21 protein-coding genes are annotated in these 24,433 nt (G+C 40.3%); 19 read left to right on the forward strand and 2 right to left on the reverse strand.

Translation table 11 applies throughout. From position 1 onward, the window contains the following. Positions 1–48: 48 nt before the first annotated feature. On the reverse strand, positions 49–924 hold the full coding sequence (locus tag DW005_RS05890) for a hypothetical protein (protein WP_117478559.1): 876 nt from the start codon (positions 922–924) through the stop codon (positions 49–51). Between the two features lie 135 nt (positions 925–1,059). Here DW005_RS05890 and DW005_RS05895 point away from each other — a divergent pair, with 135 nt between their 5' ends. The 12 genes from DW005_RS05895 to rsfS all read left to right on the forward strand — a co-directional run bounded on the left by DW005_RS05895 (position 1,060) and on the right by rsfS (position 14,142). Beyond that, a complete protein-coding gene (locus DW005_RS05895; protein WP_117478560.1) occupies positions 1,060–2,946 on the forward strand; it encodes a TIGR03960 family B12-binding radical SAM protein in 1,887 nt (628 codons plus the stop codon). Next, positions 2,943–3,665, forward strand: coding sequence for a TIGR03936 family radical SAM-associated protein (locus DW005_RS05900; RefSeq protein WP_117478561.1), 723 nt, complete (start codon positions 2,943–2,945; stop codon positions 3,663–3,665). The genes DW005_RS05895 and DW005_RS05900 overlap by 4 nt, the downstream gene beginning before the upstream one ends. Then, positions 3,666–4,820, forward strand: a complete 1,155-nt coding sequence (locus tag DW005_RS05905) for a ribonuclease E/G (protein WP_117478562.1) — start codon at positions 3,666–3,668, stop codon at positions 4,818–4,820. Between the two features lie 475 nt (positions 4,821–5,295). Continuing rightward, positions 5,296–6,192 carry a glycosyltransferase family 8 protein gene (locus DW005_RS05910; protein WP_117478563.1) on the forward strand — a complete coding sequence of 299 codons (897 nt, stop codon included), beginning with the start codon at positions 5,296–5,298 and terminating at the stop codon, positions 6,190–6,192. Between the two features lie 22 nt (positions 6,193–6,214). Continuing rightward, the gene (locus DW005_RS13790; RefSeq protein WP_181974957.1) at positions 6,215–9,499 is read left to right on the forward strand and encodes a hypothetical protein; all 3,285 of its coding nucleotides are present in this window, start codon (positions 6,215–6,217) and stop codon (positions 9,497–9,499) included. Positions 9,500–9,666: 167 nt separating this feature from the next. Beyond that, the gene (gene rplU, locus DW005_RS05920) at positions 9,667–9,975 is read left to right on the forward strand and encodes a 50S ribosomal protein L21 (protein ID WP_022376789.1); all 309 of its coding nucleotides are present in this window, start codon (positions 9,667–9,669) and stop codon (positions 9,973–9,975) included. A 16-nt stretch (positions 9,976–9,991) separates the two neighbouring features. Further along, positions 9,992–10,312: a ribosomal-processing cysteine protease Prp gene (locus tag DW005_RS05925; protein WP_022376790.1), complete on the forward strand. Its 321-nt coding sequence runs from the start codon at positions 9,992–9,994 to the stop codon at positions 10,310–10,312. 12 nt (positions 10,313–10,324) lie between these two features. Next, a complete protein-coding gene (rpmA, locus tag DW005_RS05930; RefSeq protein WP_022376791.1) occupies positions 10,325–10,612 on the forward strand; it encodes a 50S ribosomal protein L27 in 288 nt (95 codons plus the stop codon). A gap of 69 nt (positions 10,613–10,681) precedes the next feature. Beyond that, positions 10,682–11,974 carry a GTPase ObgE gene (gene obgE, locus DW005_RS05935; protein ID WP_117478564.1) on the forward strand — a complete coding sequence of 431 codons (1,293 nt, stop codon included), beginning with the start codon at positions 10,682–10,684 and terminating at the stop codon, positions 11,972–11,974. Positions 11,975–12,255: 281 nt separating this feature from the next. Continuing rightward, the gene (gene yhbY, locus DW005_RS05940) at positions 12,256–12,564 is read left to right on the forward strand and encodes a ribosome assembly RNA-binding protein YhbY (protein ID WP_022376793.1); all 309 of its coding nucleotides are present in this window, start codon (positions 12,256–12,258) and stop codon (positions 12,562–12,564) included. An 8-nt stretch (positions 12,565–12,572) separates the two neighbouring features. Then, complete coding sequence (nadD, locus tag DW005_RS05945) at positions 12,573–13,769, forward strand: nicotinate-nucleotide adenylyltransferase (RefSeq protein ID WP_117478565.1); 1,197 nt, start codon at positions 12,573–12,575, stop codon at positions 13,767–13,769. A gap of 19 nt (positions 13,770–13,788) precedes the next feature. Beyond that, positions 13,789–14,142, forward strand: coding sequence for a ribosome silencing factor (gene rsfS, locus DW005_RS05950; RefSeq protein ID WP_117478566.1), 354 nt, complete (start codon positions 13,789–13,791; stop codon positions 14,140–14,142). A 130-nt stretch (positions 14,143–14,272) separates the two neighbouring features. On the opposite strand, the gene lexA is transcribed toward rsfS, so the two are convergent. Beyond that, positions 14,273–14,887 carry a transcriptional repressor LexA gene (gene lexA, locus DW005_RS05955; protein WP_117478567.1) on the reverse strand — a complete coding sequence of 205 codons (615 nt, stop codon included), beginning with the start codon at positions 14,885–14,887 and terminating at the stop codon, positions 14,273–14,275. A gap of 182 nt (positions 14,888–15,069) precedes the next feature. On the opposite strand from lexA, the gene DW005_RS05960 reads away from it, so the two are divergent. The 7 genes from DW005_RS05960 to DW005_RS05990 all read left to right on the forward strand — a co-directional run bounded on the left by DW005_RS05960 (position 15,070) and on the right by DW005_RS05990 (position 24,426). Continuing rightward, entirely contained in the window at positions 15,070–15,834 is a 765-nt protein-coding gene (locus DW005_RS05960; protein ID WP_207658730.1) for an SH3 domain-containing protein, read from the forward strand. 32 nt (positions 15,835–15,866) lie between these two features. Then, positions 15,867–18,512: a DNA mismatch repair protein MutS gene (mutS, locus tag DW005_RS05965; RefSeq protein ID WP_117478569.1), complete on the forward strand. Its 2,646-nt coding sequence runs from the start codon at positions 15,867–15,869 to the stop codon at positions 18,510–18,512. 18 nt (positions 18,513–18,530) lie between these two features. Next, positions 18,531–20,342 (forward strand): DNA mismatch repair endonuclease MutL, encoded by a 1,812-nt coding sequence (mutL, locus tag DW005_RS05970; RefSeq protein WP_117478570.1) that lies wholly within the window; start codon positions 18,531–18,533, stop codon positions 20,340–20,342. 23 nt (positions 20,343–20,365) lie between these two features. Further along, the gene (gene miaA, locus DW005_RS05975) at positions 20,366–21,322 is read left to right on the forward strand and encodes a tRNA (adenosine(37)-N6)-dimethylallyltransferase MiaA (protein WP_117478571.1); all 957 of its coding nucleotides are present in this window, start codon (positions 20,366–20,368) and stop codon (positions 21,320–21,322) included. 3 nt (positions 21,323–21,325) lie between these two features. Further along, entirely contained in the window at positions 21,326–22,615 is a 1,290-nt protein-coding gene (locus DW005_RS05980; RefSeq protein ID WP_022376801.1) for a methionine gamma-lyase family protein, read from the forward strand. Between the two features lie 118 nt (positions 22,616–22,733). After that, complete coding sequence (radC, locus tag DW005_RS05985; RefSeq protein WP_022376802.1) at positions 22,734–23,432, forward strand: DNA repair protein RadC; 699 nt, start codon at positions 22,734–22,736, stop codon at positions 23,430–23,432. Position 23,433: 1 nt separating this feature from the next. Then, positions 23,434–24,426, forward strand: a complete 993-nt coding sequence (locus DW005_RS05990; RefSeq protein WP_022376803.1) for a rod shape-determining protein — start codon at positions 23,434–23,436, stop codon at positions 24,424–24,426. Positions 24,427–24,433 lie beyond the last annotated feature (7 nt).

A 24,433-nucleotide genomic window follows, 5' to 3' on the forward strand; every position in this document is an offset into this window, starting at 1 on the left:
TCTTGAACCAATTAAACTTCCTTTTTTTGATTTTTTGTAGAGAAGTGTTTAGTTGATGGAGTCGCAGTATTCGTTGTAACGTTCATCCATTAATTCATCAATATAGTTTTCGTTGAAGAGAGGAAACTGTTCTTTAACTTTATTACACATTGCCGAGTGGGCGGTGAAGTAGTTTTTTTCTTCTGTTTCTTCTTCATTAATTAAAGATGAGATGTATTCATCAGTGATGTTTGCTTCAATCCAGTCTAATACATCATCACTTGCTCTTTCTTCCTGGGAAACCATGGATTTCATTTTCTTTGCACGCAGAAGAGAAGTAATTCCTACAATGAAGAAAATGACAAAGACAACGGCCATAATTAAGGATGAAAATTTATTAAATAAGTTAATGTATTCAAATAAATTCAGTGCCAAAAGACCGAGTCCCAAAAGACCAAATACAATAAAGGAAATACCGCTGAATTTTAAATCTGTGTATTTGTCTTTTTTCTTGACATAAACGGAACTGGATTCGGTACGGAGTTCGGAAAGCATTTTACTTGCTTCTTCGTCCTGAATCTGGGCAAGTTCGTCGTCAATATCCGTCATCATGGAAGAAACGGTTTCTTCTGTCATTTCTGATGCACCGTCAAAAGATTCAAATGTTTCAGCTTTTTCATCGTATTCTTCTTTGGCAACGACAACGTAAAATCCATCGTCAAATTCATCTTCTTCGGTAACCGGCATAATTCCTGCGGTAAGTACCCCTTCTACATTCAAATATAAAACCAGTTTTGCACCAATTTCTTCATTGGCAACATGACATAAACGAACCGGTTTTACTTCATCCGTTTCTTCCGGAAGTTCATCGACTAATTCCACACCACAGTCGGCGCAGAGGGTAATTCCATCGACATATTCGTTTTTACATTTTGGACACCACATAATTTGGTCCCTCCTTCGCATAAATTCACTTGTTTCAATATAGCATAAGTTGATTCAAGTGGCAAGATATTTGACAGTATATCATAAAGTTGTGTATAATTGACGAACAGAATGTATGAGAAAGGACAACAGAGCATGAGAAAACTAGCGCTTCGTGATGAAGTTTTAATGCAGGTTGAAAAACCGGCCAGATATATTGGAAATGAAATTAATATGGTAAAGAAAAATCCGAGAGAAGTTGATGTCCGTTTTTGTATGTGTTTTCCGGATGTATATGAGATTGGAATGTCACATCTTGGAATACAGATTTTATATGATATGTTTAACCGCTGGGATGACACCTATTGTGAAAGGGTTTATTCTCCGTGGCCGGACATGGACAAGATACTGCGTGAGAAAAATATTCCCTTGTTTGCTTTGGAGAGCCAGGAGCCGATTCGGGCGTTTGATTTTCTTGGTATTACGATTCAGTATGAAATGTGTTATACCAACATTTTGCAGGTCTTGGATTTGTCGCACATTCCGCTGCACGCCGGTGAGAGAACATGGGATGATCCGATTGTAATCGGAGGTGGTCCGTGCACATATAATCCGGAGCCCATTGCTGAATTTTTTGACATTTTTTATATTGGAGAAGGAGAGACTGTTTACCGCGAATTATTGGATGTTTATAAGGATTCCAGACAAAAAGGAGAGGACCGGTTGACATTTTTGAAGCGGGCATCCGGTGTGGAAGGGCTGTATGTTCCTCTTTTATATGATGTAACGTATCACGAGGACGGAACGATTGCGTCTATGGAGCCAAACTGCAAGGAAGCACCAAACCGTGTAAAAAAACAGGTGGTGACGGATTTGAGTGATACTTATTATCCATCTAAACCGTTGGTGCCGTATATTCGAGCTACGCAGGACCGAGTCGTGCTGGAAATCCAGCGTGGATGTATCCGCGGATGCCGTTTCTGTCAGGCGGGGATGATTTATCGTCCGATTCGTCCGAGAAAACTTGATTTTTTGAAACAGCGGGCAATTGAGATGCTTGACAATACCGGGTATGAGGAAATTACTTTAAGTTCTTTAAGTTCAAGTGATTATGATGAACTGGCGGATTTGGTTTATTATCTGATTGAAGAATGTCGTCAGAGAAAATTAAATATTGCGCTGCCATCGCTTCGTATTGATGCGTTTTCCTTGGATGTTATGAGTAAAGTTCAGGATATCAGAAAAAGCAGTCTGACATTTGCGCCGGAGGCAGGATCTCAGCGCATGCGTGATGTGATTAATAAAGGTCTTACAAAGGATGTGATTTTAAAAGGAGCATGGGAAGCTTTTCAGGGAGGCTGGAAACGTGTTAAACTATATTTTATGTTAGGGCTTCCTGGTGAAACGGATGAGGATATTGCAGCAATTGCGGAATTGGCAAATGATATCGCTGCTACCTATTTTGAACTTCCAAAAGAAGAACGTCAGGGAAGACCGGAGATTACGGCAAGTACGTCATTTTTTGTACCAAAGCCATTTACTCCGTTCCAGTGGGCGCCGATGGGAACGGCAGAGTATTTTGATGAGAAACGCCGGTTCCTTACCGGTAAGGTGAGAGAACAGATAAATCAGCGTTCCATCCGTTATATCTGCCATGATGCTGTGACTTCTGAATTGGAAGGAATCTTTGCCAGAGGTGACAGGAAACTTTCAGATGTGATTGAAAAGGCTTACAAAAAGGGGTGCATTTTTGACGCATGGACGGATTATTTCCGCCCGGATGTATGGAATGAACTTCTTGATGAACTTTCGGTGGACCGTGATTTTTATAATTACAGAGAACGAAACGAAGACGAAATCTTTCCATGGGATTTTATTGATATTGGTGTCAGCAAACAGTTTTTACGCCGTGAATATGAAAATGCAAAGCAGGGAAAGGTTACGCCGAACTGTAAGCAGAAGTGCAGTGGATGCGGAGCTGCTTCGTTCCATGCGGGTATCTGTATGATGGATAGAAAAGCAAGTGGAGGTAGTGCACAATGAAAACAAGAATGCGTTTTGTAAAATGCGGCTCGATGAAGTTTATCGGACACCTTGACTGCATGCGTTTTTTTCAGAAAGCGATTCGACGTGCAAAATTGGATGTTGCGTATTCAAAGGGGTACAGTCCGCACCAGTTAATGAGTTTTGCTTCGCCGCTTGGCGTCGGTGTAACAAGTGACGGAGAATATATTGATGTAGAATTTTATTCACTGCCGGATCTTTCACTGCCGGAGCTTGTGACCTACTTAAATCAATTTATGACTGATGAAATATTTGTTACAGACATTGAAATCATGCCGGATGGTTTTAAAAATTCGATGTCGCTTCTTATCGCTGCGGATTATATGGTAGTGGAAAAAGAAGCGGGTGTTTTTCCGGAAAATTGGCAGGAAAAATGGCTTTCTTTTATGGAGCAGCAAGAAATTGTGCTTGAGAAAAAGACGAAAAAATCTGTGAAAGAAGTGGATATTAAACCACATATTCTTGCCTGGGATTTTTCAATGGATGCTTTTGCTAAAAAAAATGGTGAAAACTATGGAACACTTCACTGTGATTATGAGGGAAACTCGCTGTTTATGCGGCTGACAAGCGGAAGTGAGACAAATATTAAGCCGGAACTTGTGATGCAGGCATTTTATGCATTTTGTGAGAATGAATTAGAACCTTATTCGTATCAGATTCACAGAATGCAGATGATTTTTAAGAAAAAGGGAGAATAGATGATGACAAACCGCAGCCAGATTGTAATTACAAAAGTGCAGGATAAAACGATACTGGTTTCTGTGCATAACGACAAATTATATGATGTTTTAGTAGAAAACGAGGAAAATACTTCCGGAAATGTTGGTGATATTTTTGTTGGGAAAGTGCAGAATGTCGTGGATAACATTCATGCGGCTTTTGTGGAATTTGAGAAAAATAAGGTTGGATTCCTTCCTTTAAGTGAATGTCAGGGGAAAACGGTAAAAGCCGGAGATGAATTTGTTGTTCAGATTAAGCAGGCGGCAGTTAAGACAAAACAGCCGGTACTGACAATTTTCCCGGAAATTGCAGGGCGGTTTGCAGTTGTTTCCACAAAATCAAAAACAAAAGGTGTTTCAAAAAAAATTACAGAGGAAGAAAAAAAGAAAGAACTTTATAAAATCTTAGAAGATTTTTGTGAGGATCCCTATGGTGTGATTCTTCGCACGAGTGCTAAGGCAGCGAGTGAAGAAGAAATCAGAAAAGAGTGCACCGGACTTCTGAAACAAATGCATGAGTTAATGGATTACAGTGAGTATAAAACAAGATTTAGCTGTTTGTATCGCGAGGCGTCGTTTTATTTAAAATATATCCGAAGTTTGGAACTTTCAAATTTTGAGAGGATTGTCACGGATTTACAATCGGTTTATGAAGAACTGTATCCGATTTATGGGGATAAGGTGGAATTATATTCGGATGATAGTTATTCACTGGATAAATTACTCGGCATTTCGACAAAGTTATTAAAAGCAAATGAAAAGAAAGTGTGGTTAAAGAGCGGCGGTAATCTTGTGATTGAGCCAACAGAGGCATTGACGGTTATTGATGTGAATACCGGAAAGGCAGTGGATGGCAGGAGAAACAAAGAGACGACATTTTATAAAATTAACTGTGAGGCTGCCATCGAGGCAGCGCGCCAGATTCGCATGCGCAACCTTTCGGGTATTATATTAATTGATTTTATCGATATGAAAGAACAAGAACATGTGGAAGAACTGATGCAGCTTCTCCGTATGAAACTTTCGGAAGATAAAGTAAAAACCGTACTTGTGGACATTACAAAACTTGGACTTGTTGAGATTACGAGAATGAAAAAAAATCCACCTTTGCGGGAGGCGTTGTCTTGGGAGTGAAAAGTAAGAGAAAAATGTATTTTGCGGCAAAAAAGAAGAACTCATGGCGATGAGTTTTTCTTTATTATGTTAGTTGTCATGTGTCGCTATTAGATGCGGCAACAAGCGCATCCAGGAAAGTATTCCGAGACGCGTTTATAAGATAAAGAAAAACTGAGTTTGGCTAGCTTTGTTTGTGTCAAGTAATCCTTGCAATCCTTTCAGTCGTCCAGTGTTTCATGGAAAAAAGATTTACAAAGCATGGGTTATAAGTGCGCCGGTATGAGGTGCCTGTATTATAGGCACCCATACCGCTGCGTGCTTATGTAGCGCAAGCGCCCATGCGAGTAAACTTTTTTCCATGAAACACGGAACCTGAAAAAAGTGCCAACGATTACTTGACACAATCATTTTCAAGTAATCACTTGCTTTTTAACTATTTTATATGATAAACTTTATATTGTTATAATATTTAACACCAAAGAAAGGGATAAAAATGAAAAAACTTCAAAAAGCATTTGAAACTTCAGTTAATATATGCTTTGTCAGCGATGAGAAGTATGCAAAACCACTTTGTACATCGCTGTATTCTCTCTTATATAATCGGGACAAGACACGAAATTATGACATCCTTATTTTACAAGATGACATTCCCGGGGAGGCACAAGAACAAATTCATGCACTGGGAAAAGACGAGCCGGGAGTCAGCATCCGTTTTATTAATATGAGAGAAAGAAAAAAGTTTTTTCCGGAAACGGCAAATGCGTATTACACAGCAGCTATCAATTACCGCTTGTATCTGTTTGATGAGATGTTCGCAAATTATGAAAAAATGTTGTATTTTGATTGCGATATGATTTTTTTGGATGATGTAAGCAAACTCTACGATACGCATCTTGGTGAAAAGGAAGTGGCGGCTGTTCGTGCAGAAGATCTTCGTGTTTTGTCACAGACGCGCCGTGCCATTTTTTTAGATGGTATGCCATATAATGTGGATAATTATCGAAGTGACGGTTTGAAGATGCAATATGCAGAGGATTATTTTAATTCAGGGGTATTGCTTCTGAATCTGCAAAAAGCCAGGCAGCATATTACGATGTCGCAGGTTTATGAATTGCTAACGGGGCACAAATATATGTTTAGCGATCAGGATGTCCTTAATATGCTGTTTGATGGCAAGGTGTTGCCTTTGGATTTTTCCTGGAATTATACCACATTTGTGGCAGGACATTTGCAAAGCGGCAATATTCACAGCCAAACATTGTATGCAGATCTTCAAAGGGATAAACCGGCGATTATTCATTATGTCGGGAAACGCAAGCCGTGGTCAACAGGTGAGATACTGCGAGAACAGTACGAAAAATATTATAATATAATGGAAAATAAGATTTAAAATGACAGAAATGGAGGAAAAAATGAGAAAGAAATTTTACAGACAGGCACAAAAAGGGATTTGTATTGCAACATTATCGGCTACGGTGCTTACAAGTATCCCGACCGTATCCTATGCAGAGGCGTATGCCAAGGGAAGGGCAGTTATGGAAGAAATGCAGAAGCTTTCCCTGCCTACAGAAAACGCAGTGACTTTTAATCTGGCAGATGCGGCTCTTAGACAAGAAAAAAACTTTGTAGATGCGTATGGTGAGGATTTTACTACTACCGTCATCGAAATTAATATTGCAAAAAATGGAACTTACATCATCAAAGGCTCCAATGAGATCAATGGTGCATTTGTCGACACTCACATCAAGGTAGAAAAGGGAGTGGAAGCAAATATTATTTTTGATGGAGCACAGATTCAAAATAATCAGATGTATGATTCGGGTGTGGATAGTTGTGGTAATATCTATACCAACCAGCTTTTTCCGGTACTGGACATCGAAGGAACAGCAAATCTGTATGTGGAAGAGGATTCCTGTCTTACATCGCCGGATAAGGATTATAGTTATGTGATTCAGGTAACTGGTGATATGACGCTCAAAGAAGGTAACGGCCGTCTTACTTTGATGCTAGGTAACTGCAAAGAAGATTCAGAGGAAGAAGAAAATTATGGTTATTCTATATTAGGAAGGAAAGAGGGAGAAAATCGTCGTCAGGGAACTGTCACATTGGAAGGTGGAGATCTGGTTGCCTATGGAGCAATTGAGGGGGTGGAAAAATTTACAATGACTGGAGGAAAAGCAGATTTATCCTACGGTGATGATCGTTTTGTTTATGCTAAGGATATCGCTATTTTGGGCGGAGAATTGTCACTGACTGATGATGCAGAGAAAGAATGGGTTTCGTATTTTCTTAAAGGCAGGAATAGTGTATACATTGACGGAGCGAAGATAACGGCGAAACAGAAATCTCCAACCCAGCAAAGTGTTAAAATTGGCATTGTAGAGTCAGAAGGGTCAAATACGGTAATTTGCAATAGTGTAATTTCCTATGATGAGCAATATTTTACTCTGAATCGCTTGTCAGACGTGTCAGATGTGTATGGCAGGAAAATCAGTCTTTTTACCGTGGATGGACTTTTAGAAAATACCAAAGTGAAAACCATTAACGGGCAGCCAGTCACGAATCTCCAGACCGCAGAAGACGGCACTTTGAAGTGCTTTATGGAATATGGGAAAAACATAATTACATTGGAAGATGGAAGCGTTTATACATATACTTACCAGAGTGATGGGGATAGCGGACATGCAATAGAAAACATGATTAAGGATGACCCGGCAGTAAGTACTCACAAGATTACGCTTCAGGTTGAAGGAGAGACAAATCAACAAGAGTTCGTGGTGCCGGATGGATTCAAATTGGGAAATCGATACTTTGACGGACAAAGATATTACGAATATGACTACGGAAGTGCAGGAACTCCGGACAAAATCACAGAAGATATGATGATTACTTTGCGCGAAGTGGAATTAGGAGTGACTGTGGATGGAGAAAAATTTGAAGGAGATGTGCTGCCGAATGAAGTGTTCTATTTTGCACAGGACAGAAATGGTGATAGTTTTGTCGCCTATCCGGGAGATACGGTAAAACAAGGTGCAAGTTATACATCCTGTCTTCCGGCAGTTAAAAAAGATGGAAAATGGTTTGTGAAAATAGGGGGAAAAGCCGATCTTGATTCGCTGCATAAGCTGCTTCTAAAGGATGATGCATTAAATGTTCTTTTGGATGCTGATATTGATTTTAGTGAAGAAGATGTTTCTGGATTGCTCAATGGTGTCGCAAGTTCATTTTATGGCATATTTGATGGAAATGGACATAGTATTACCAATGTGAAAAGTAACTATTATCCATATATTTTGATGGGAAATAATTATGGTACCATCAAAAATGTGCGTATCCGGAATGCAACGGTGCCATCTAGAAATTATTCGGCAGATTTTCGCTCTGGTATTCTCTGTTCCAACAATTATGGAACAATCGAAAATTGTGCGGTGGAGAATGCTGTCATAAAAACGAAGAAGAAGACAGAGTATGACGATGAAATGACTATTAAACTTCGGGTTCACAGCGCATTAGCCGGCGGAAATTATGGCACGATTAAGGATAGTTTTGTAAAGGACATTACGTTTGATGGGGATGGCGATACTTATCCGCTTAGCCAATCATTTACCGGAAGCCATATTGAAAATACATATTATCTTTCAGAAAAAACAGAAGATAAAAATGCTAAGACGGCACAGCAGTTTGCCTCTGGAGAAGTGTGCAGCCTTCTGAACCATGGGGTGAGTGACGGAAGCCAGTATTGGTACCAGAACATCGACAATGACGGTGAAAAAGACCAAGCTCCGGTGGCGGATTCTTCACACGGAACAGTATATATCGGCTATCAGGAATGTGTGAAGAGTTATTCCAATGTAAAACTTCCGGAATCACCGACTGCTCATGACACAATATATACTGCACAAGGAAATGTAATCACAGGTATTTGTAAGAAGGATTCTGCTCATTCAGTGAGGATGACAGTCAGTGGCAAGGATGCTGTATATGATAAAACAGCCCATGCGGTTGACATTGGTATCGAGTTAAGTGAAGAATGGGGCAAAGTAGAAGTGCCTTATGAAATCTTTTATACACGTGAGGGAGCTCAGACAGAGGACCTTACCAGTCCCGGTACCATCAAAGCCACTGTATCGGTAGGCACTGCTAAGGTAGAAGTGGTTTATACCATCAAAGAAGCACCGGCAGAAAAGCCGGTTGTAACGCCAACTGCAAAACCAACTGCAAAACCAACCGACAAACCAACGGCAACGCCAACTGCTAAACCGACCAAGACCTCGGATTCTCAGGCGACGAAGAAGGCTGATGAAAGGGAAAAAGCAGTACCGAAAAAAGTCGGTGCAATACTGAAAGTAAAAGGAAATAAATACAGAGTAACGAAATCAAAGGCAAAGGAATCTGCGGTTGAATTTACAGGCTATACAAACAAAAAGAAGAAGAAAGTCACCATTCCCGAGAGCATTACCGTTCAGGGTGTTGAGTACGATGTTACTTCCATTGGAGAAAAAGCCTTTAGTAACTGCAAAAAACTGACTCTGCTTGAAATCAAAACAAAGAAACTGACAAAGAAAACGGTTGCTAAAAAAACATTTAAGAGCATCCGAAAAAAGACAGTTATTAAAGTGCCAAAGAGTAAATATAAAGCATATAAAAAGGTACTTCGTGCCAGAGGACTGAACAAGAAAGTGAAGATCAAAAAATAAATTTGGGCTGGTTTCGTTTGCGTCAAATGTTCATGAAAAATACTTGACATAGTGTGATTGGTCATGCTATACTGTTAAGCGTATGCCGCACAACGAGGTTATAGTTCTGTCCATTTTTCATGAGACAGGCACCATAGTTGGCGAGTAATTTTATTAGGAGGTGCTATATGTACGCAATTATAGCAACCGGTGGTAAGCAGTATAAAGTAGAAGAAGGCGACGTAATCAAAGTTGAAAAACTTGGTTTGGAAGCTGGTTCCGAAGTTACTTTTGACCAGGTACTTTTAGTTGGTGACAAAGATGTCAAAGTTGGTACTCCAACTGTTGACGGAGCTTCTGTCAAAGCAACTGTAGTAGCAGAAGGCAAAAGTAAAAAGGTTATTGTTTATCGTTATAAGAGAAAAACCGGATACCACAAAAAGAATGGTCATAGACAGCCATTTACTCAGGTAAAAATCGAAAAGATTAACGCTTAATCTTTCAGGTGAATCTATGATTCAGGTAATTGTAAAAAAGCAGAATGGGAACATAACGGGTTTTCATATGGAAGGGCATGCCGGATACGCGGACCGGGGCAGTGATATTGTTTGTGCTTCGATTTCTGTTCTCGCCATTAACTGTGTAAATTCAATTGAAGAATTTACGGAGGATTCCTTCTCGGAGGGTATGGATGAGGAAAGAGGAATGATTTCTTTTGATTTGACAGGAGAAATTTCGGAGAAAACACAGTTATTGTTACAGTCCATGCTATTGGGAATCGAACATATTGCCGAAGAATATGGAAAGAAGTATGTTCAAATTATTAATCGTTAGGAGGAAAAGACCATGTTGAAAATGAACCTTCAGTTGTTTGCTCATAAAAAAGGAATGGGTTCTACAAAGAACGGTAGAGATTCCGAATCTAAACGCTTAGGCGCTAAAAGAGCTGACGGACAGTTTGTTTTGGCTGGAAATATTCTTTACAGACAGCGTGGCACCAAGATTCATCCGGGTGTTAATGTTGGTAAAGGTGGAGACGATACATTGTATGCTTTGGTAGACGGTGTTCTTCGTTTCGAGAGAAAAGGAAGAGATAAAAAACAGGCTTCCGTATATCCAGTGGAAAGCAAATAAAATCGAAATGATTTGTCAGGGGGCTGCCTTATGTGCAGCCCCTTATTCGTTCATAGAAAGGAAAAAAGTATGTTTGCAGATCGAGCGAAGATAACAATCCGCTCCGGAAAAGGCGGTGACGGTCATGTTAGTTTCCGCCGTGAAAAATACGTTGCTAACGGTGGACCGGATGGTGGCGATGGTGGCCGCGGCGGTGATTTGATATTTGAAGTTGACCCGGGCATTAATACGTTAAACGAATTCCGTCATGTGAGGAAATATTTTGCAGGAGACGGAGAGCCGGGCGGCAAAAGACGCTGTCACGGAGCTGATGGAGAAGATAAAATCGTAAAGGTGCCGGCAGGTACAATTGTACGTGAGGCACAGACAGGACAGGTAATTACCGATATGTCTTACGAAAATAATAGAGAAGTGGTACTAAAAGGTGGAAACGGCGGAAAGGGAAACCAGCATTTTGCAACACCTACGATGCAGGTGCCTAAGTATGCCCAGCCGGGCAAACCCGGTATTGAACTTGAAGTTATCCTTGAATTAAAAGTTATTGCTGATGTTGGTTTGGTTGGATTCCCAAATGTCGGAAAGTCTACCCTTTTATCAAGAGTGACGAACGCACAGCCAAAGATTGCAAATTATCATTTTACAACTTTGAATCCAAATCTTGGTGTGGTTGATTTAGATGGTGCCGATGGATTTGTTATCGCTGATATTCCGGGATTGATTGAAGGAGCTTCAGAAGGTGTTGGATTAGGACATGAATTTTTACGTCATATTGAACGTACCCGCGTGCTCATTCATATGGTAGATGCGGCATCCACAGAGGGCAGAGACCCAATTGAAGACATTCATGCCATTAACGAGGAATTAAAAGCTTATAATCCGAAAATTGCTAAGCGCCCGCAGGTCATTGCTGCCAACAAAATCGATTGCTTTTATGGTGAAGACCGTGAAAAAGTATTGCAGGCAATCAAGGATGAATTTGAACCGGAAGGAATTTCAGTATTTCCGATATCTGCTGTCAGCGGAGAAGGTGTGCAGGCATTACTTTATCATGTCAAAGACATGCTTGACCATGTCAAAGAAGAACAGGTTGTTTTTGAAAAAGAATACATGATAAAAGAACCGGATTTCTCAAATGAACCGTATACGGTTGAAAAAAGCGAGGAAGAAGAAGGACTTTACATTGTCGAAGGTCCTCGTATCGAAAGAATGCTTGGTTATACCAATCTGGATTCCGAAAAAGGATTTGAATTCTTCCAAAAATTCTTAAAAACAAACGGAATCCTTGACGAATTAGAAAAACTTGGAATCGAAGAAGGCGACACCGTAAAAATGTACGGCTGGCAATTTGAATTTATGCGATAACTACAAAGCAACGCACATCTGCACGAATACACTTATGCAAGCTCGCTTGCAAATAAGTGTATTCGCGCAGATGTATGTCGCGCGTAGCGCGACCGAGATGAAGCGAAGCGAAATCGAGGTGCGTTGCGAAAAGCAACAAGGCACGAGATGAAGCGAAGCGAAATCGAGGTGCGTTGCGAAAAGCAACAAGGTGCGAGATGAAGCGAAGCGGAATCGAGGTGCGTTGCGGAAAGCAGCGAGGCGCGTTGCGCGTAGCAATGCGAAGCAAGAAGGAGGAAAAAATGACAAGCAAACAAAGAGCCTATTTAAAAAGCCTGGCAATGAAGATGGAACCAATCATGCAGATTGGCAAGGCAACCATCACACCGGAACTTACAGAATCGGTAGAACAGGCATTAGAGGCAAGAGAATTAATCAAAATTAATGTATTAAAAAACTGTGTGGCAATGCCCGGTGATGTTGCAGCACTGTTAGCAGAACGGACTCATTCGGATGTAGTACAGGTAATCGGAAGAAAAATTGTATTATATCGTGAATCTAAAACAAAGAAAAAAATTGAACTGCCAAAGGCAAAAAATACAAAGGAGTAGGTAAAAGAATGAAAATCGGAATCATGGGCGGAACATTTAATCCGATTCATAATGCTCATTTGATGATGGCTCAGGCTGCGTATGAACAGTATAAATTGGATGAAATATGGTTTATGCCATCAGCGAAACCACCGCACAAAAATCAGGATGAAATTGCAGAAAAAGAACATAGAAAACGTATGGTTCAGTTTGCGATTGACAAAACCCCGTATTTTAAATATTCAAATGTTGAATATAAAAGAGAAGGGAAAACATACACGTATGACACACTTGTAGAATTAAAGAAAGAAAGAGAAGATGCGCACTTTTATTTTATTATGGGTGGCGACTCTTTAGCGCAGTTTGAACAGTGGTATCATCCGGAAAAAATTGTGAAATTGTGTACGATATTGGCTGCCTCACGGGATGAGGTTTCCTATGAGCAGACGAAAGAGTACTGCAAGCAGTTAAGTGAACGGTTAGATGGAGATTTTCGTCCACTGAAAATACCTGCCATGTCAATTTCTTCACATGAAATCCGAAAACGTATTAAAAAGGGAAAGTCAATTATTGGATATTGTCCGGAGCCTGTGGTACGTTATATTCAGATGCACCGGTTATATGGTGACTCTAGTTTTGAAATACCTAAAAACGAAAAAGAACAGATGGACTGCTTAGCGGCATCGCTTCGGCCGAAACGATTTGTTCATACGTTAGGAGTTGCCAATATGGCGGCAAATCTTGCCATGATGCATGATGATGTTTCACTGCAAAGAGCAAAATTAGCCGGTCTTTTGCATGACTGTGCGAAATATCTGACGAATGAAGAGATATTTGCCTTATGTGAGAAACTGGAAATTCCATTGTCTGAGTCCGAAAAAAGTACCCCTGCTGTAATTCATGGGAAATTAGGTGCTAAATTAGCGGTGCTTCGATATGGCATAGAAGATGATGAAATTTGTTCTGCCATTGCCTGTCATACAACCGGCAAGTCGCAGATGACGACATTAGAGAAAATAATTTACATTGCGGATTATATTGAGCCAAACCGTGATATGGACTGCAAACCATATCCGCTTGAAAGAATTCGAAGGACAGCCTTTTTTGATTTGAATCAGGCAACAGGTATGATTTTAAAAAACACATTAACGTATTTAGAAGAGAATCAGATGCCGATTGATGAAATGTCACTGGAAGCGTTTCATTATTATTTCACAATAAAATAGAATCAGGAGGAAACGTTAGATGGAAAATCAGTCGAAAAAAATGGTACAGATTGTTTATGATGCCTTGGATGAAAAACTGGGAGAGGACATTGAGATACTTAAAGTCGATGAAATTTCGATAATTGCAGATTATCTGGTAATTGCAAATGGAAGAAATCAGAATCAGTTAAATGCCATGACGGATTTAGTCGAGGAAAAAATGATAGAAGCCGGCTATAAAAGCAAGAGAATTGAGGGGAATAAAAATTCTTCCTGGGTTTTGATGGATTATGGCGATGTAATTGTTCATGTTTTTTCCAAAGAAGACCGCTTGTTTTATGATTTAGAGCGAATCTGGAAAGATGGAAAGAAGATTTCGAGAGAAGAATTATAAAAAAATTCCATGCGTAAGAGATAAGATAACGCTTCGCGTTATAAGCCTCTTACACATGGAATTTTTTTATTGCATTTTGTTCGAGAGAGCAATAAAAAGATTTTATATGCTCTGTTTTTGTGATATAAGTTTAGAAGAAGCGGTATAAGCCGATTACTTTTCCTAATATGATTACTTCGTTTACATAAATTGGCTCCATAGAATCATTTTCCGGCTGGAGACGGTAACGTCCGCTTTCTTTGTAGTAAGTTTTTACCGTGGCGGAATCATCAATTAATGCAACTACAATATCGCCGTCTCTGGCAGTAGGAGTCTGCTGCACAATGATTTTGTCACCGTCATAAATACCGACATTTATCATACTTTCACCGCGGACATCAAGCATAAATAAGTTACCGGCAGGGAGCTGGTCTGCAAGCATTGGAAAATAATTTTCGATATTCTGCTCCGCAAATAATGGGGCACCGGCGGCAACATGTCCTAACAATGGAATGTTGCGGATTTCGCGCCTGGATAAATTAAAATCATCATCTATAATTTCAATTGCACGTGGTTTCGTCGGGTCACGGCGGATATAACCATTCTTTTCCAATGTCTCCAAATGAGAGTGTACTGAAGATGTTGACTTTAAATGAACAGCTGAACAAATTTCCCGTACTGCCGGTGGATATCCCTTTTCTAAAATTTGTGCTTTTATGTATTCTAATATTTCAGCCTGCTTTGCTGATATTCTGCCATTTCCCATAAGAAACCTCCTAAAAAATTAGTAAAATACAAACAATTGTTTGCTTTTTAAATATATCATAATTTATTATATGTGTCAAACGAATGTTCGCTTTTTTGCGAAAAATGGAATTTATCATAGACAAATGACGACAGAATGGTTATAATAAACAAAGATATTCAAGATAAGGAGTGTAAATGGGAATGAAAAACGAGAAAAAAGGCTTTTTTAGCAGAATGCTGAGTTCAGAACATAAAGTATTTGAGACAAGTATGTTTGGTATTAGCGTGGTACTTACACTTGCGTTAGTGATTGGAATTGGCTATTATATTTCGGTTGCTTTCTTTAATCATAATACGGTTACAGATGAAGAGGCTAATGCTTCTGCTGTATCGGACAGTGCTGTTACGGTAAGAGAAAGTCCGGAGCCAACACAGACACCGGATGAAAATACGATGATTCGTGAAGATGATGCCGATACGCAGGTGGATGAGGAACTGGCAAAGGCAACGGAAGGTTATACGACATCGACTGTTAATATGCGTTCCGAACCGTCTTTGACGGCAAGTGTTGTGGCAAAAGTTCCGGCATCGACAAAACTGACTTTCTCTGGTTTGCAGAAGAAAGAATGGATGGAAGTTGAATATAATGGACAGAAAGGTTATATCAATGCGATGTATCTCTCTGTTGATAAACCAAAACCGATTGAGACAGTTACTCCAAGACCGACTCAGACACCGGTTCGTACAACGGCTACACCAAAGGCTACAAAAGTACCAAAGGCTACGAAGACACCAAAAGCGTCCAAATCGCCAAAGGCTACGAAGATGCCGAAAGCAACGAAAACGCCAGGTACTGTTGTTACAAAAGAACCGACTCAGGCACCAACAGAAGCGCCAACTCAGGCACCGACAGAAGCACCAACTCAGGTACCGACTCCAGAGCCGACTGCTAATACAACAGAATAGATTGGAATATTGCGAAAGAGGTAACAAAGACCATGGAACAGTTAACGCCAATGATGCAGCAGTACATGGAAACGAAAAATGAATATAAAGACTGTATTCTCTTTTACCGGTTAGGTGACTTCTATGAAATGTTTTTTGATGATGCCATATGTGCACACAAAGAACTTGAATTAACCCTGACCGGAAAGAGTTGTGGTCTTAAAGAGCGGGCACCCATGTGTGGTGTCCCGTTTCATTCTGCGGAGACATATATTAACCGTTTGGTAGAGCGGGGCTATAAAGTAGCGATTTGTGAACAGGTAGAAGACCCAAAACTGGCAAAGGGATTGGTAAAAAGAGAAGTAACACGTATTGTTACACCGGGTACCAATTGTTTTACCGGTTCTTTAGATGAAACGAGAAATAATTATTTAATGGGAATTGTTTCAGTTGACCATAGTTTTGGCATTTCGATTGTAGATGTCACAACAGGAGAATATATGCTTACCGAAGTAGAGTCGGTAAGTAAACTTTTGGATGAAGTAAATAAATTTATGCCAGCCGAGATTATCTGCAATGATTCCTTTTACATATCCGGCGTTGATTTGACCGATTTGAGTGAACGGCTTGGAATTACCATTTCTGCACTCGAACCGCGCTACTTTGAAAAAGAAAGCTGCCGGGAGGCTCTGTGTCGTCATTTTCATGTAAGCAGTTTAGACGGCATGGGAGTAGAGGAATACTCGATTGGCATGATTGCGGCAGGAGCCGTCATGATGTATTTGATTGAAACGCAAAAGTGTGCCCTAGAGCACATTTCACATTTGCAGCCGTATCATGTTGGCAAGTATATGCTTTTAGACAGAAATACCAGACGGAATCTGGAACTGGTAGAGACACTGCGTGAAAAGCAGAAAAGAGGTTCGCTTCTCTGGGTGCTTGATAAGACAAAAACAGCGATGGGTGCCAGAAAATTGCGTGCTTCCATTGAACAGCCTTTGATTGAGGAAGAAGAGATTCTTGCGCGTTATGATGCGATTGAGGAATTAAATGCGAATGTTATTACCAGAGAGGAAATTCGTGAATATCTGAATCCGGTATATGACTTAGAGCGTCTTTTGAGCAAAATCAGTTACCGTACTGTAAATCCAAGAGATATGATAGCACTGGAATCTTCTTTGGAAATGCTTCCGGCGATTCGTATGCTTCTTGGCAATTTTAAAGCGCCGCTTTTTAAAGACTTATATGATAAGATGGATGCACTGGAAGATATTTACGGATGGATTCATTCGGCAATTGAGGAAGAACCACCGATTTCGGTAAGAGAGGGCGGTATCTTTAAAAACGGTTATCATGAAGAAATTGATAAGCTCAGACAGGCAAAAACCGAAGGCAAAGACTGGCTGGCAAATTTAGAGGCGAAAGAAAAAGAACATACAGGAATTAAGAATCTTAGAATTAAATATAATAAAGTTTTCGGGTATTATTTTGAGGTCACAAAATCTTTTCTTGACCAGGTGCCGGAAAACTGGATTCGAAAACAGACATTGACAAATGCGGAGCGTTACACAACCGATGAACTGAAAGAAATGGAAGATGTGATTCTTGGAGCTGAGGACCGGCTTTATAATCTGGAATATGCGGTATTTTGCGAACTGCGGGATAAAATATTTGAGCAAATGAAGCGGATTCAAGATACGGCATCGGTGATTGCCTTTTTAGATATGTTAGCATCCCTTGCATATGTAGCGGAGCATAATCAGTATGTCCGGCCAACCATCAATCACAATGGCTCTATTACGATTAAAGAGGGCAGGCATCCGGTGATTGAGCAGATGATGACAAAGGATATGTTTATTGCTAACGATACCTATTTAGATGATGATACACACCGGGTTGTGATTATTACCGGTCCAAATATGGCGGGTAAATCTACCTATATGCGTCAGACAGCATTGATTTCTTTAATGGCGCAGATTGGCTGTTTTGTTCCAGCAAGAGAAGCAGATTTGTCATTAGTTGACCGCATATTTACGCGTGTCGGGGCATCGGATGACTTGGCGAGCGGGCAGAGTACCTTTATGGTGGAAATGACCGAAGTTGCCAATATTTTACACAACGCAACAAAAGACAGTTTGATTATTTTAGACGAAATCGGCCGCGGAACCAGTACTTTTGACGGACTAAGTATTGCATGGTCGGTTGTTGAACACATAGTAAATAAGAAAAAAATTGGAGCAAAAACGTTATTTGCCACACATTACCACGAATTGACGGAATTGGAGGGTAAATTAGAAGGTGTTCAGAATTATTGCATTGCCGTAAAAGAGGATGGCGAGGATATTGTATTTCTTCGCAAAATTGTAAAAGGCGGTGCAGACCGCAGTTATGGTATTCAGGTTGCCAGACTTGCCGGTGTTCCGGATGAAGTTTTAGTCCGTGCAAGGGAAATTGCGGATTTGTTGGAGGCCAAAGATGCCAATAGTAATCTATCAAAACTTACGGATTTAAGTGAGAAAGATTTAAAAGGCGGCACGGAAGCCATGACGCAGCTTTCCATTTTTGATACGATGGAGACGACAAATCAGACGGATGCCATTTTGTTTGAACTGCGTGATATTAATTTATCCAATGTGACACCGATGGATGCGATGAATTTAGTTTACAAGTGGCAGAATAAATTAAAAGAACAGTGGTAAAAAGAAACGGAGGATGTCATGATTCAAGTTCTTGACCAAAAAACGATAAATCAAATTGCGGCAGGCGAAGTTGTGGAACGTCCTTCGGCTGTTGTGAAAGAATTAATGGATAATTCTTTGGATGCCGGTGCATCCGCCATTACAATCGAAATAAAAGAAGGCGGAATTTCCATGATTCGTATCACGGATAATGGTGCCGGTATTGCAAAAGAGGAAATCCCGACGGCATTTTTACGCCATGCGACAAGCAAAATTAGAAATACTGAGGATTTACTTTCGGTAACAAGTCTTGGGTTCCGCGGCGAGGCATTGTCAAGTATTGCGGCGGTAGCTCAGGTTGAATTGATTACCAAAAGAAAAGAAGACATTGTCGGAACTAGATATTCTATTGAAGGCGGAAAAGAGACCGGATGTGAGGAAGTTGGCTGTCCGGAAGGAACTACTTTTGTGGTACGAAACTTGTTTTATAACACACCGGCAAGAAGAAAATTTTTAAAATCAAAAACAACTGAGGGAAACTATATTCATGAACTGGTGCAGCGGTATTCACTGGCTCATGCGGATATCCGTTTCTCTTTTATTGTAGATGGGAAAACAAAATTTCAGACAAGTGGTGACGGACAGGTAAAGACCAATATTTTTTATCACTACGGAAGAGAAATTACGAAAGAACTGATACCGATTTGTCAAGAACAGGATGGCATGCGCTTAGAAGGATTTATTGGAAAACCGATTTTATCAAGGGGAAACCGCTCGATGATGAATTACTTTGTAAATGGGCGTTATATCAAAAGTCCGATTTTGGCAAATGCAACCATGCAGGGATATCAGGGATTTCTTATGGGACACCGTTACCCGTTTGTGGTACTCATGCTTTCGATTGATTCTTCTTTTATTGATGTCAATGTCCATCCGACCAAAATGGAAATCCGCTTTACAAATCAGATGGAAGTTTTATCACTTGTGAGAGACACGGTTACTGAGGCATTGAAGCAGAGTACTTTAATTCCGGATGTCACACTGGATGAAAAAGAGAAGCAAAGTCCGGTAGAAGAAAAACCGATTGAAAAACAGCCGGAGCCGTTTGAATATGAAAGAAAAAAAGAGTGGAGTATGCGCGCACAACCGGAGAAAAAGATGGAAGAAAAACCATTTGTGTATGAAAGTGCACCATTTTCCGGAAAGCAGAATGTATCAATTGTAAGAGAAGATTACAAGCAATTAGATTTTAAGAAAGAAGAACAGCAAGAGGGTGTTGTTTTCCGGATTATCGGACAGGTTTTCGGCACCTACTGGCTTGTGGAGTACGAAAAAGAATTATTGATTATTGACCAGCATGCAGCTCATGAAAAAGTGTTATACGAGAAATTAATGAAAAAGTTAAAGGATAAAAAACCGCTGACACAGAATTTGATTGCGCCGATTGTTGTGTCGCTGTCAGGACGGGAAATTGAAGTGTTAGAGGAGAATGCACAGACCTTAACTGCTATTGGCTTTTGCTGGGAAATGTTTGGGGACAGAGAGTATTTGATTACCGGTGTACCGGCTGATTTTTTGAACTTAGAGCCGAAACAATTGTTTTTGGAATTGTTAGACAATTTGAGAAATCAAAATACGAAATCAGCACCGGAATTTGTAATCGACCATTGTGCTACGATGGCATGCAAGGCGGCAGTGAAGGGCAATCACACGATGTCTTACGCAGAAGCAAGAGAATTGATTGGGCAGATGTTACAGATGGATCAGCCGTATCATTGTCCACATGGAAGACCGACAACGATTGCAATGAGCCAGTATGAATTTGAAAAAAAATTCAAACGTGTGCTTTGAATGTCAAAAAGGAGTGTATGGATATGAAAAAACCAATTATTGTTTTGACAGGGCCAACCGCTGTCGGGAAAACGGAAATATCCATTGAGCTGGCAAAAGCGGCAGGCGGTGAAATTATTTCAGCTGATTCGATGCAAGTATACAAACAGATGGATATTGGAACTGCAAAAATTAAAAAAGAGCAGATGCAGGGCGTTACGCACTATATGATTGATGAATGGAATCCGGATGAAGAATTTAACGTGATGATTTTTCAAAAACGCGTAAAGGAAATTATGGAAGATATTTATAATCGTGGGAAGATTCCGATTCTTGTAGGCGGAACCGGGTTTTATATTCAAGCAGTGTTAAATGATATTGCTTTTACAAAAGAAAAACAGGGTGATGAAATCAGAGCGGATTTGCAAAATCTGGCAAAAGAAAAAGGTGCTTCTTATCTACATCATGAACTGCAAAAAGTGGATAAAGAATCCGCAGAAGCCATTCATCCAAATAACATAAAACGTGTGATTCGTGCCTTGGAGTATTTTCAAAGTACCGGACAGAAATTTTCAGATCACAATAAAGAGGAGCGGCAGAAAGGGTCGCCGTATAATTTTTTGTATCTGGTTCTCACAATGAATCGGAAGGTGCTTTATGAAAGGATTGACAAACGGGTTGACCAGATGATGGAAGAGGGACTTGTCAAGGAGGTAAAACAACTTTTGGACGCCGGTTATTCAAGAAATTTGGTTTCCATGCAAGGGCTTGGCTACAAAGAAATTGCGTCAGCTCTTTTTAAAGAGTGTACAATGGAAGAAGCTGTTTACCGCTTAAAACGAGACACCAGACATTTCGCAAAACGTCAGATGACATGGTTTCGACGGGAACGAGATGTGACAATGATTAACAAAGATAATTTTTCAAATAACCATGATATTGTAAACTATATTATGAAATTAGCAGTAGAAAAGGGCATTTGTTCATGCCGGGAAGGATAAATCATGACAACAGAAGAAATGTATGAAAAATTTGGAATTAAAAAAGATGTGATTGATTTTGGAAAAACTGTTTTGGGAGAAATCGAAGACCGGTTTGCTAAAATTGATGAAGTGGCGGAAATTAATCAGTTGAAAGTAATTCATGCCATGCAGAAGAACCGTGTGAGTGAAAACCATTTGTGGGGAACAACAGGGTATGGTTATAACGATACCGGAAGAGATACGTTGGAAGCCGTATATGCTGACATTTTTGAAGCAGAAGATGCACTTGTGCGCTCACAGATTACCTGCGGAACGCATGCGTTGACAATTGCTTTATCGTCGATTCTTCGACCGGGGGATGAACTGCTGTCGCCGGTTGGAAAACCATATGATACATTGGAAGGAATCATCGGCATCGAGGGAACAGATACCAAAGGATCTCTTCGTGAATTTGGGGTATCTTATCGACAGGTAGATTTGGTCGGTGACAGTGAATTTGATTATGCAGGAATCAAAAATGCATTAAATGAGAAAACAAAATTAGTCACGATTCAGCGTTCCAAAGGATACGCAATGCGCAAAACCTTGTCTGTTGAGCGGATTGGAGAACTGATTCGTTATATCAAATCGATAAAGCCGGATGTCATCTGCATGGTAGATAACTGTTATGGTGAATTTGTAGAAACCATCGAGCCAACGCAGGTTGGAGCCGATATTTGTGTAGGTTCTCTGATAAAAAATCCGGGTGGCGGTCTGGCACCTTTGGGCGGGTATATTGTTGGACGGAAAGATTTAGTTGAACTTGCTGCATACCGCCTTACGGCACCTGGTCTTGGCAAAGAAGTAGGGGCTTCCCTTCAGGTTAATTCGGCGTTTTATCAAGGATTATTTTTAGCACCGACGGTTGTGGCAAGTGCCTTAAAGTCAGCTATTTTTGCTGCAAATTTATATGAAAAACTTGGCTTTACGGCAAGTCCTAATGGTAAAGAAGACAGACACGATATCATTCAGGCAATTGCTTTTGGCTCACCGGAACGAATTATCGCCTTCTGCCAGGGAATCCAGCAGGCAGCCCCGGTAGATGCCTACGTTCTGCCGGAGCCATATGCGATGCCCGGCTATCACAGCGATGTCATTATGGCAGCGGGTGCTTTTGTACAGGGGTCCTCTATTGAATTAAGTGCAGATGCCCCGATTGAACCGCCTTACAGTGTCTATTTTCAGGGTGGAATTACATGGCCGCACGGAAAGATGGGTATATTAAAAACACTGCAAAATATGATTGATGGTGGATTTGTCGAATTGCCATAGATTTTGGCAAAATTCAAAAAAAATTCACAGAAAAATCTTGCTTAATAGGTATACATTTTTGCCTTGATATGGTAAAATAACAATGTTTAGGTGGAATTTGGTTCCGAAAGGAGCCGAAATGAAAAAAGAAAATTTTACCATGAAAGAATTGCCGGATTCGGAAAAGCCGTATGAGAAGTGTGAAAGAGACGGTGCAAAGTCTTTGTCGAATGCAGAATTACTTGCTGTCATTTTAAAGTCCGGAACAAAGGATAAGACGAGTCTTGCCCTCGCTTTGGAAGTGCTGAGTGCACATCCTTCTTTTCAGGGTTTGATGGGATTGTTTCATCTGACGCGCAATCAGCTTCTTCAGATTCACGGAATTGGTCCGGTGAAGGCAGTTCAGATTTTGTGTGCGGTGGAGTTGTCCAAACGACTGGCAAGAGAGAGTAAGTGTAATGCCACAAATTTTAGCCGCCCCGAACAACTGGCGGCTTATTTTATGGATGAAATGCGAAATCTCGAAACGGAGCATTTGTATCTTGCAGCACTGGATGCAAGCGGAAGGCTGCTCTACGACAAAGCAGTTTTTAAGGGAACTATAAACTATTCTGTGGTAAATCCGAGAGAGATTCTGCGGATTGCCCTGCAATGCGACGCGGCTCAGATTGTGATACTGCATAATCATCCGAGTGGGAACCCCATTCCGAGCGGAGAAGATATCAAGATGACCAAACGGTTATATGAGGCTTCAGATTTGATTGGTATTCCTTTGGTTGACCACATTATCATTGGTGATAACCGCTACATTAGTTTAAAAGAAAGAGGATTGATTTGACATGTTAGGAAAAGCAATAGGAATTGATTTTGGAACAAGTTCAATTAAGTTTTATAAAAATGGAGAGGGAATTATTCTTCATGAAAAAAGTGTAATTGCGATTTACAATAAATCTCATACTTTTGCGGTAGGAAATGAGGCGTATGAGATGTATGAGAAGGCACCGGCAAACATTCAGGTGTCTTATCCGGTAAAAAATGGTGTTATTGCCGATATCGGAAATATGCAGTCGATGATTGATTATTTCTTCCATGAACTGGATGGCAAGAAAAAGTTAAAAGGTGCAGAGTATTATATTGCGGTTCCGACTGATATTACAGAAGTGGAGAAAAGAGCTTATTTTGATTTGATTACAAATACCAATCTGAAACCGAAGAAAATCCATGTCGTTGAGAAGCCGGTTGCAGATGCCCTGGGTATGAATCTCGATATTACAAAATCTACAGGAACTTTGGTTGTGGATATCGGTGCAAATACAACAGAGATTTCCGTGATGTCCCTTGGTGGTATTGTATTAAGCCGATTGATTCCGATTGGCGGAAATCGTTTTGATGAGGCAATTATTAATAAAATCAAAAAAGATAAGAGTTTTGTGATTGGCGAAAAGACAGCAGAAGAAATTAAAATGACAATTGGTTCTGCTTATGTGACGGACGAATCCATTGACGTATGTGGACGTAATCTGGTAACAGGACTGCCAAGTGAAATTACGATTGAGTCAAAAGATGTCCATTCCGCACTGTCTGAATTGTTCCAAAGCATTGTTGATGCTGTGAAAATTATATTGGAGCGCACGCCGCCGGAAATTTCTTCCGACATTTACAAATCCGGTGTTTATCTGACCGGAGGTTCGAGCCGCATTAAGGATTTAGGACGTTTTGTATATGACCAGCTCGGACTGAAAGTAAACTTATGTGAGGAACCGGAAAGCACGGTTGTTATGGGACTTGGTGCAATTATCGAAGACCCACATTTAGCAAAATTGACCTTGTAATTTTTTC

This window comes from Clostridium sp. AF36-4 (assembly GCF_003435975.1).
In the GTDB taxonomy this organism is placed as follows: Bacteria; Bacillota; Clostridia; order Lachnospirales; family Lachnospiraceae; genus Eubacterium_F.

Coding starts and splice junctions, on each gene's coding strand:
- DW005_RS05925 (WP_022376790.1), top strand. CDS start 9,992: ATGATTCAGGTAATTGTAAAAAAGCAGAATGGGAACATAACGGGTTTT.
- DW005_RS05960 (WP_207658730.1), top strand. CDS start 15,070: ATGAAAAACGAGAAAAAAGGCTTTTTTAGCAGAATGCTGAGTTCAGAA.
- DW005_RS13790 (WP_181974957.1), top strand. CDS start 6,215: ATGAGAAAGAAATTTTACAGACAGGCACAAAAAGGGATTTGTATTGCA.
- obgE (WP_117478564.1), top strand. CDS start 10,682: ATGTTTGCAGATCGAGCGAAGATAACAATCCGCTCCGGAAAAGGCGGT.
- lexA (WP_117478567.1), bottom strand. CDS start 14,887: ATGGGAAATGGCAGAATATCAGCAAAGCAGGCTGAAATATTAGAATAC.
- rpmA (WP_022376791.1), top strand. CDS start 10,325: ATGTTGAAAATGAACCTTCAGTTGTTTGCTCATAAAAAAGGAATGGGT.
- nadD (WP_117478565.1), top strand. CDS start 12,573: ATGAAAATCGGAATCATGGGCGGAACATTTAATCCGATTCATAATGCT.
- rplU (WP_022376789.1), top strand. CDS start 9,667: ATGTACGCAATTATAGCAACCGGTGGTAAGCAGTATAAAGTAGAAGAA.
- DW005_RS05990 (WP_022376803.1), top strand. CDS start 23,434: ATGTTAGGAAAAGCAATAGGAATTGATTTTGGAACAAGTTCAATTAAG.
- DW005_RS05890 (WP_117478559.1), bottom strand. CDS start 924: ATGTGGTGTCCAAAATGTAAAAACGAATATGTCGATGGAATTACCCTC.
- rsfS (WP_117478566.1), top strand. CDS start 13,789: ATGGAAAATCAGTCGAAAAAAATGGTACAGATTGTTTATGATGCCTTG.
- DW005_RS05900 (WP_117478561.1), top strand. CDS start 2,943: ATGAAAACAAGAATGCGTTTTGTAAAATGCGGCTCGATGAAGTTTATC.
- mutS (WP_117478569.1), top strand. CDS start 15,867: ATGGAACAGTTAACGCCAATGATGCAGCAGTACATGGAAACGAAAAAT.
- miaA (WP_117478571.1), top strand. CDS start 20,366: ATGAAAAAACCAATTATTGTTTTGACAGGGCCAACCGCTGTCGGGAAA.
- mutL (WP_117478570.1), top strand. CDS start 18,531: ATGATTCAAGTTCTTGACCAAAAAACGATAAATCAAATTGCGGCAGGC.
- yhbY (WP_022376793.1), top strand. CDS start 12,256: ATGACAAGCAAACAAAGAGCCTATTTAAAAAGCCTGGCAATGAAGATG.
- DW005_RS05895 (WP_117478560.1), top strand. CDS start 1,060: ATGAGAAAACTAGCGCTTCGTGATGAAGTTTTAATGCAGGTTGAAAAA.
- DW005_RS05905 (WP_117478562.1), top strand. CDS start 3,666: ATGATGACAAACCGCAGCCAGATTGTAATTACAAAAGTGCAGGATAAA.
- radC (WP_022376802.1), top strand. CDS start 22,734: ATGAAAAAAGAAAATTTTACCATGAAAGAATTGCCGGATTCGGAAAAG.
- DW005_RS05980 (WP_022376801.1), top strand. CDS start 21,326: ATGACAACAGAAGAAATGTATGAAAAATTTGGAATTAAAAAAGATGTG.
- DW005_RS05910 (WP_117478563.1), top strand. CDS start 5,296: ATGAAAAAACTTCAAAAAGCATTTGAAACTTCAGTTAATATATGCTTT.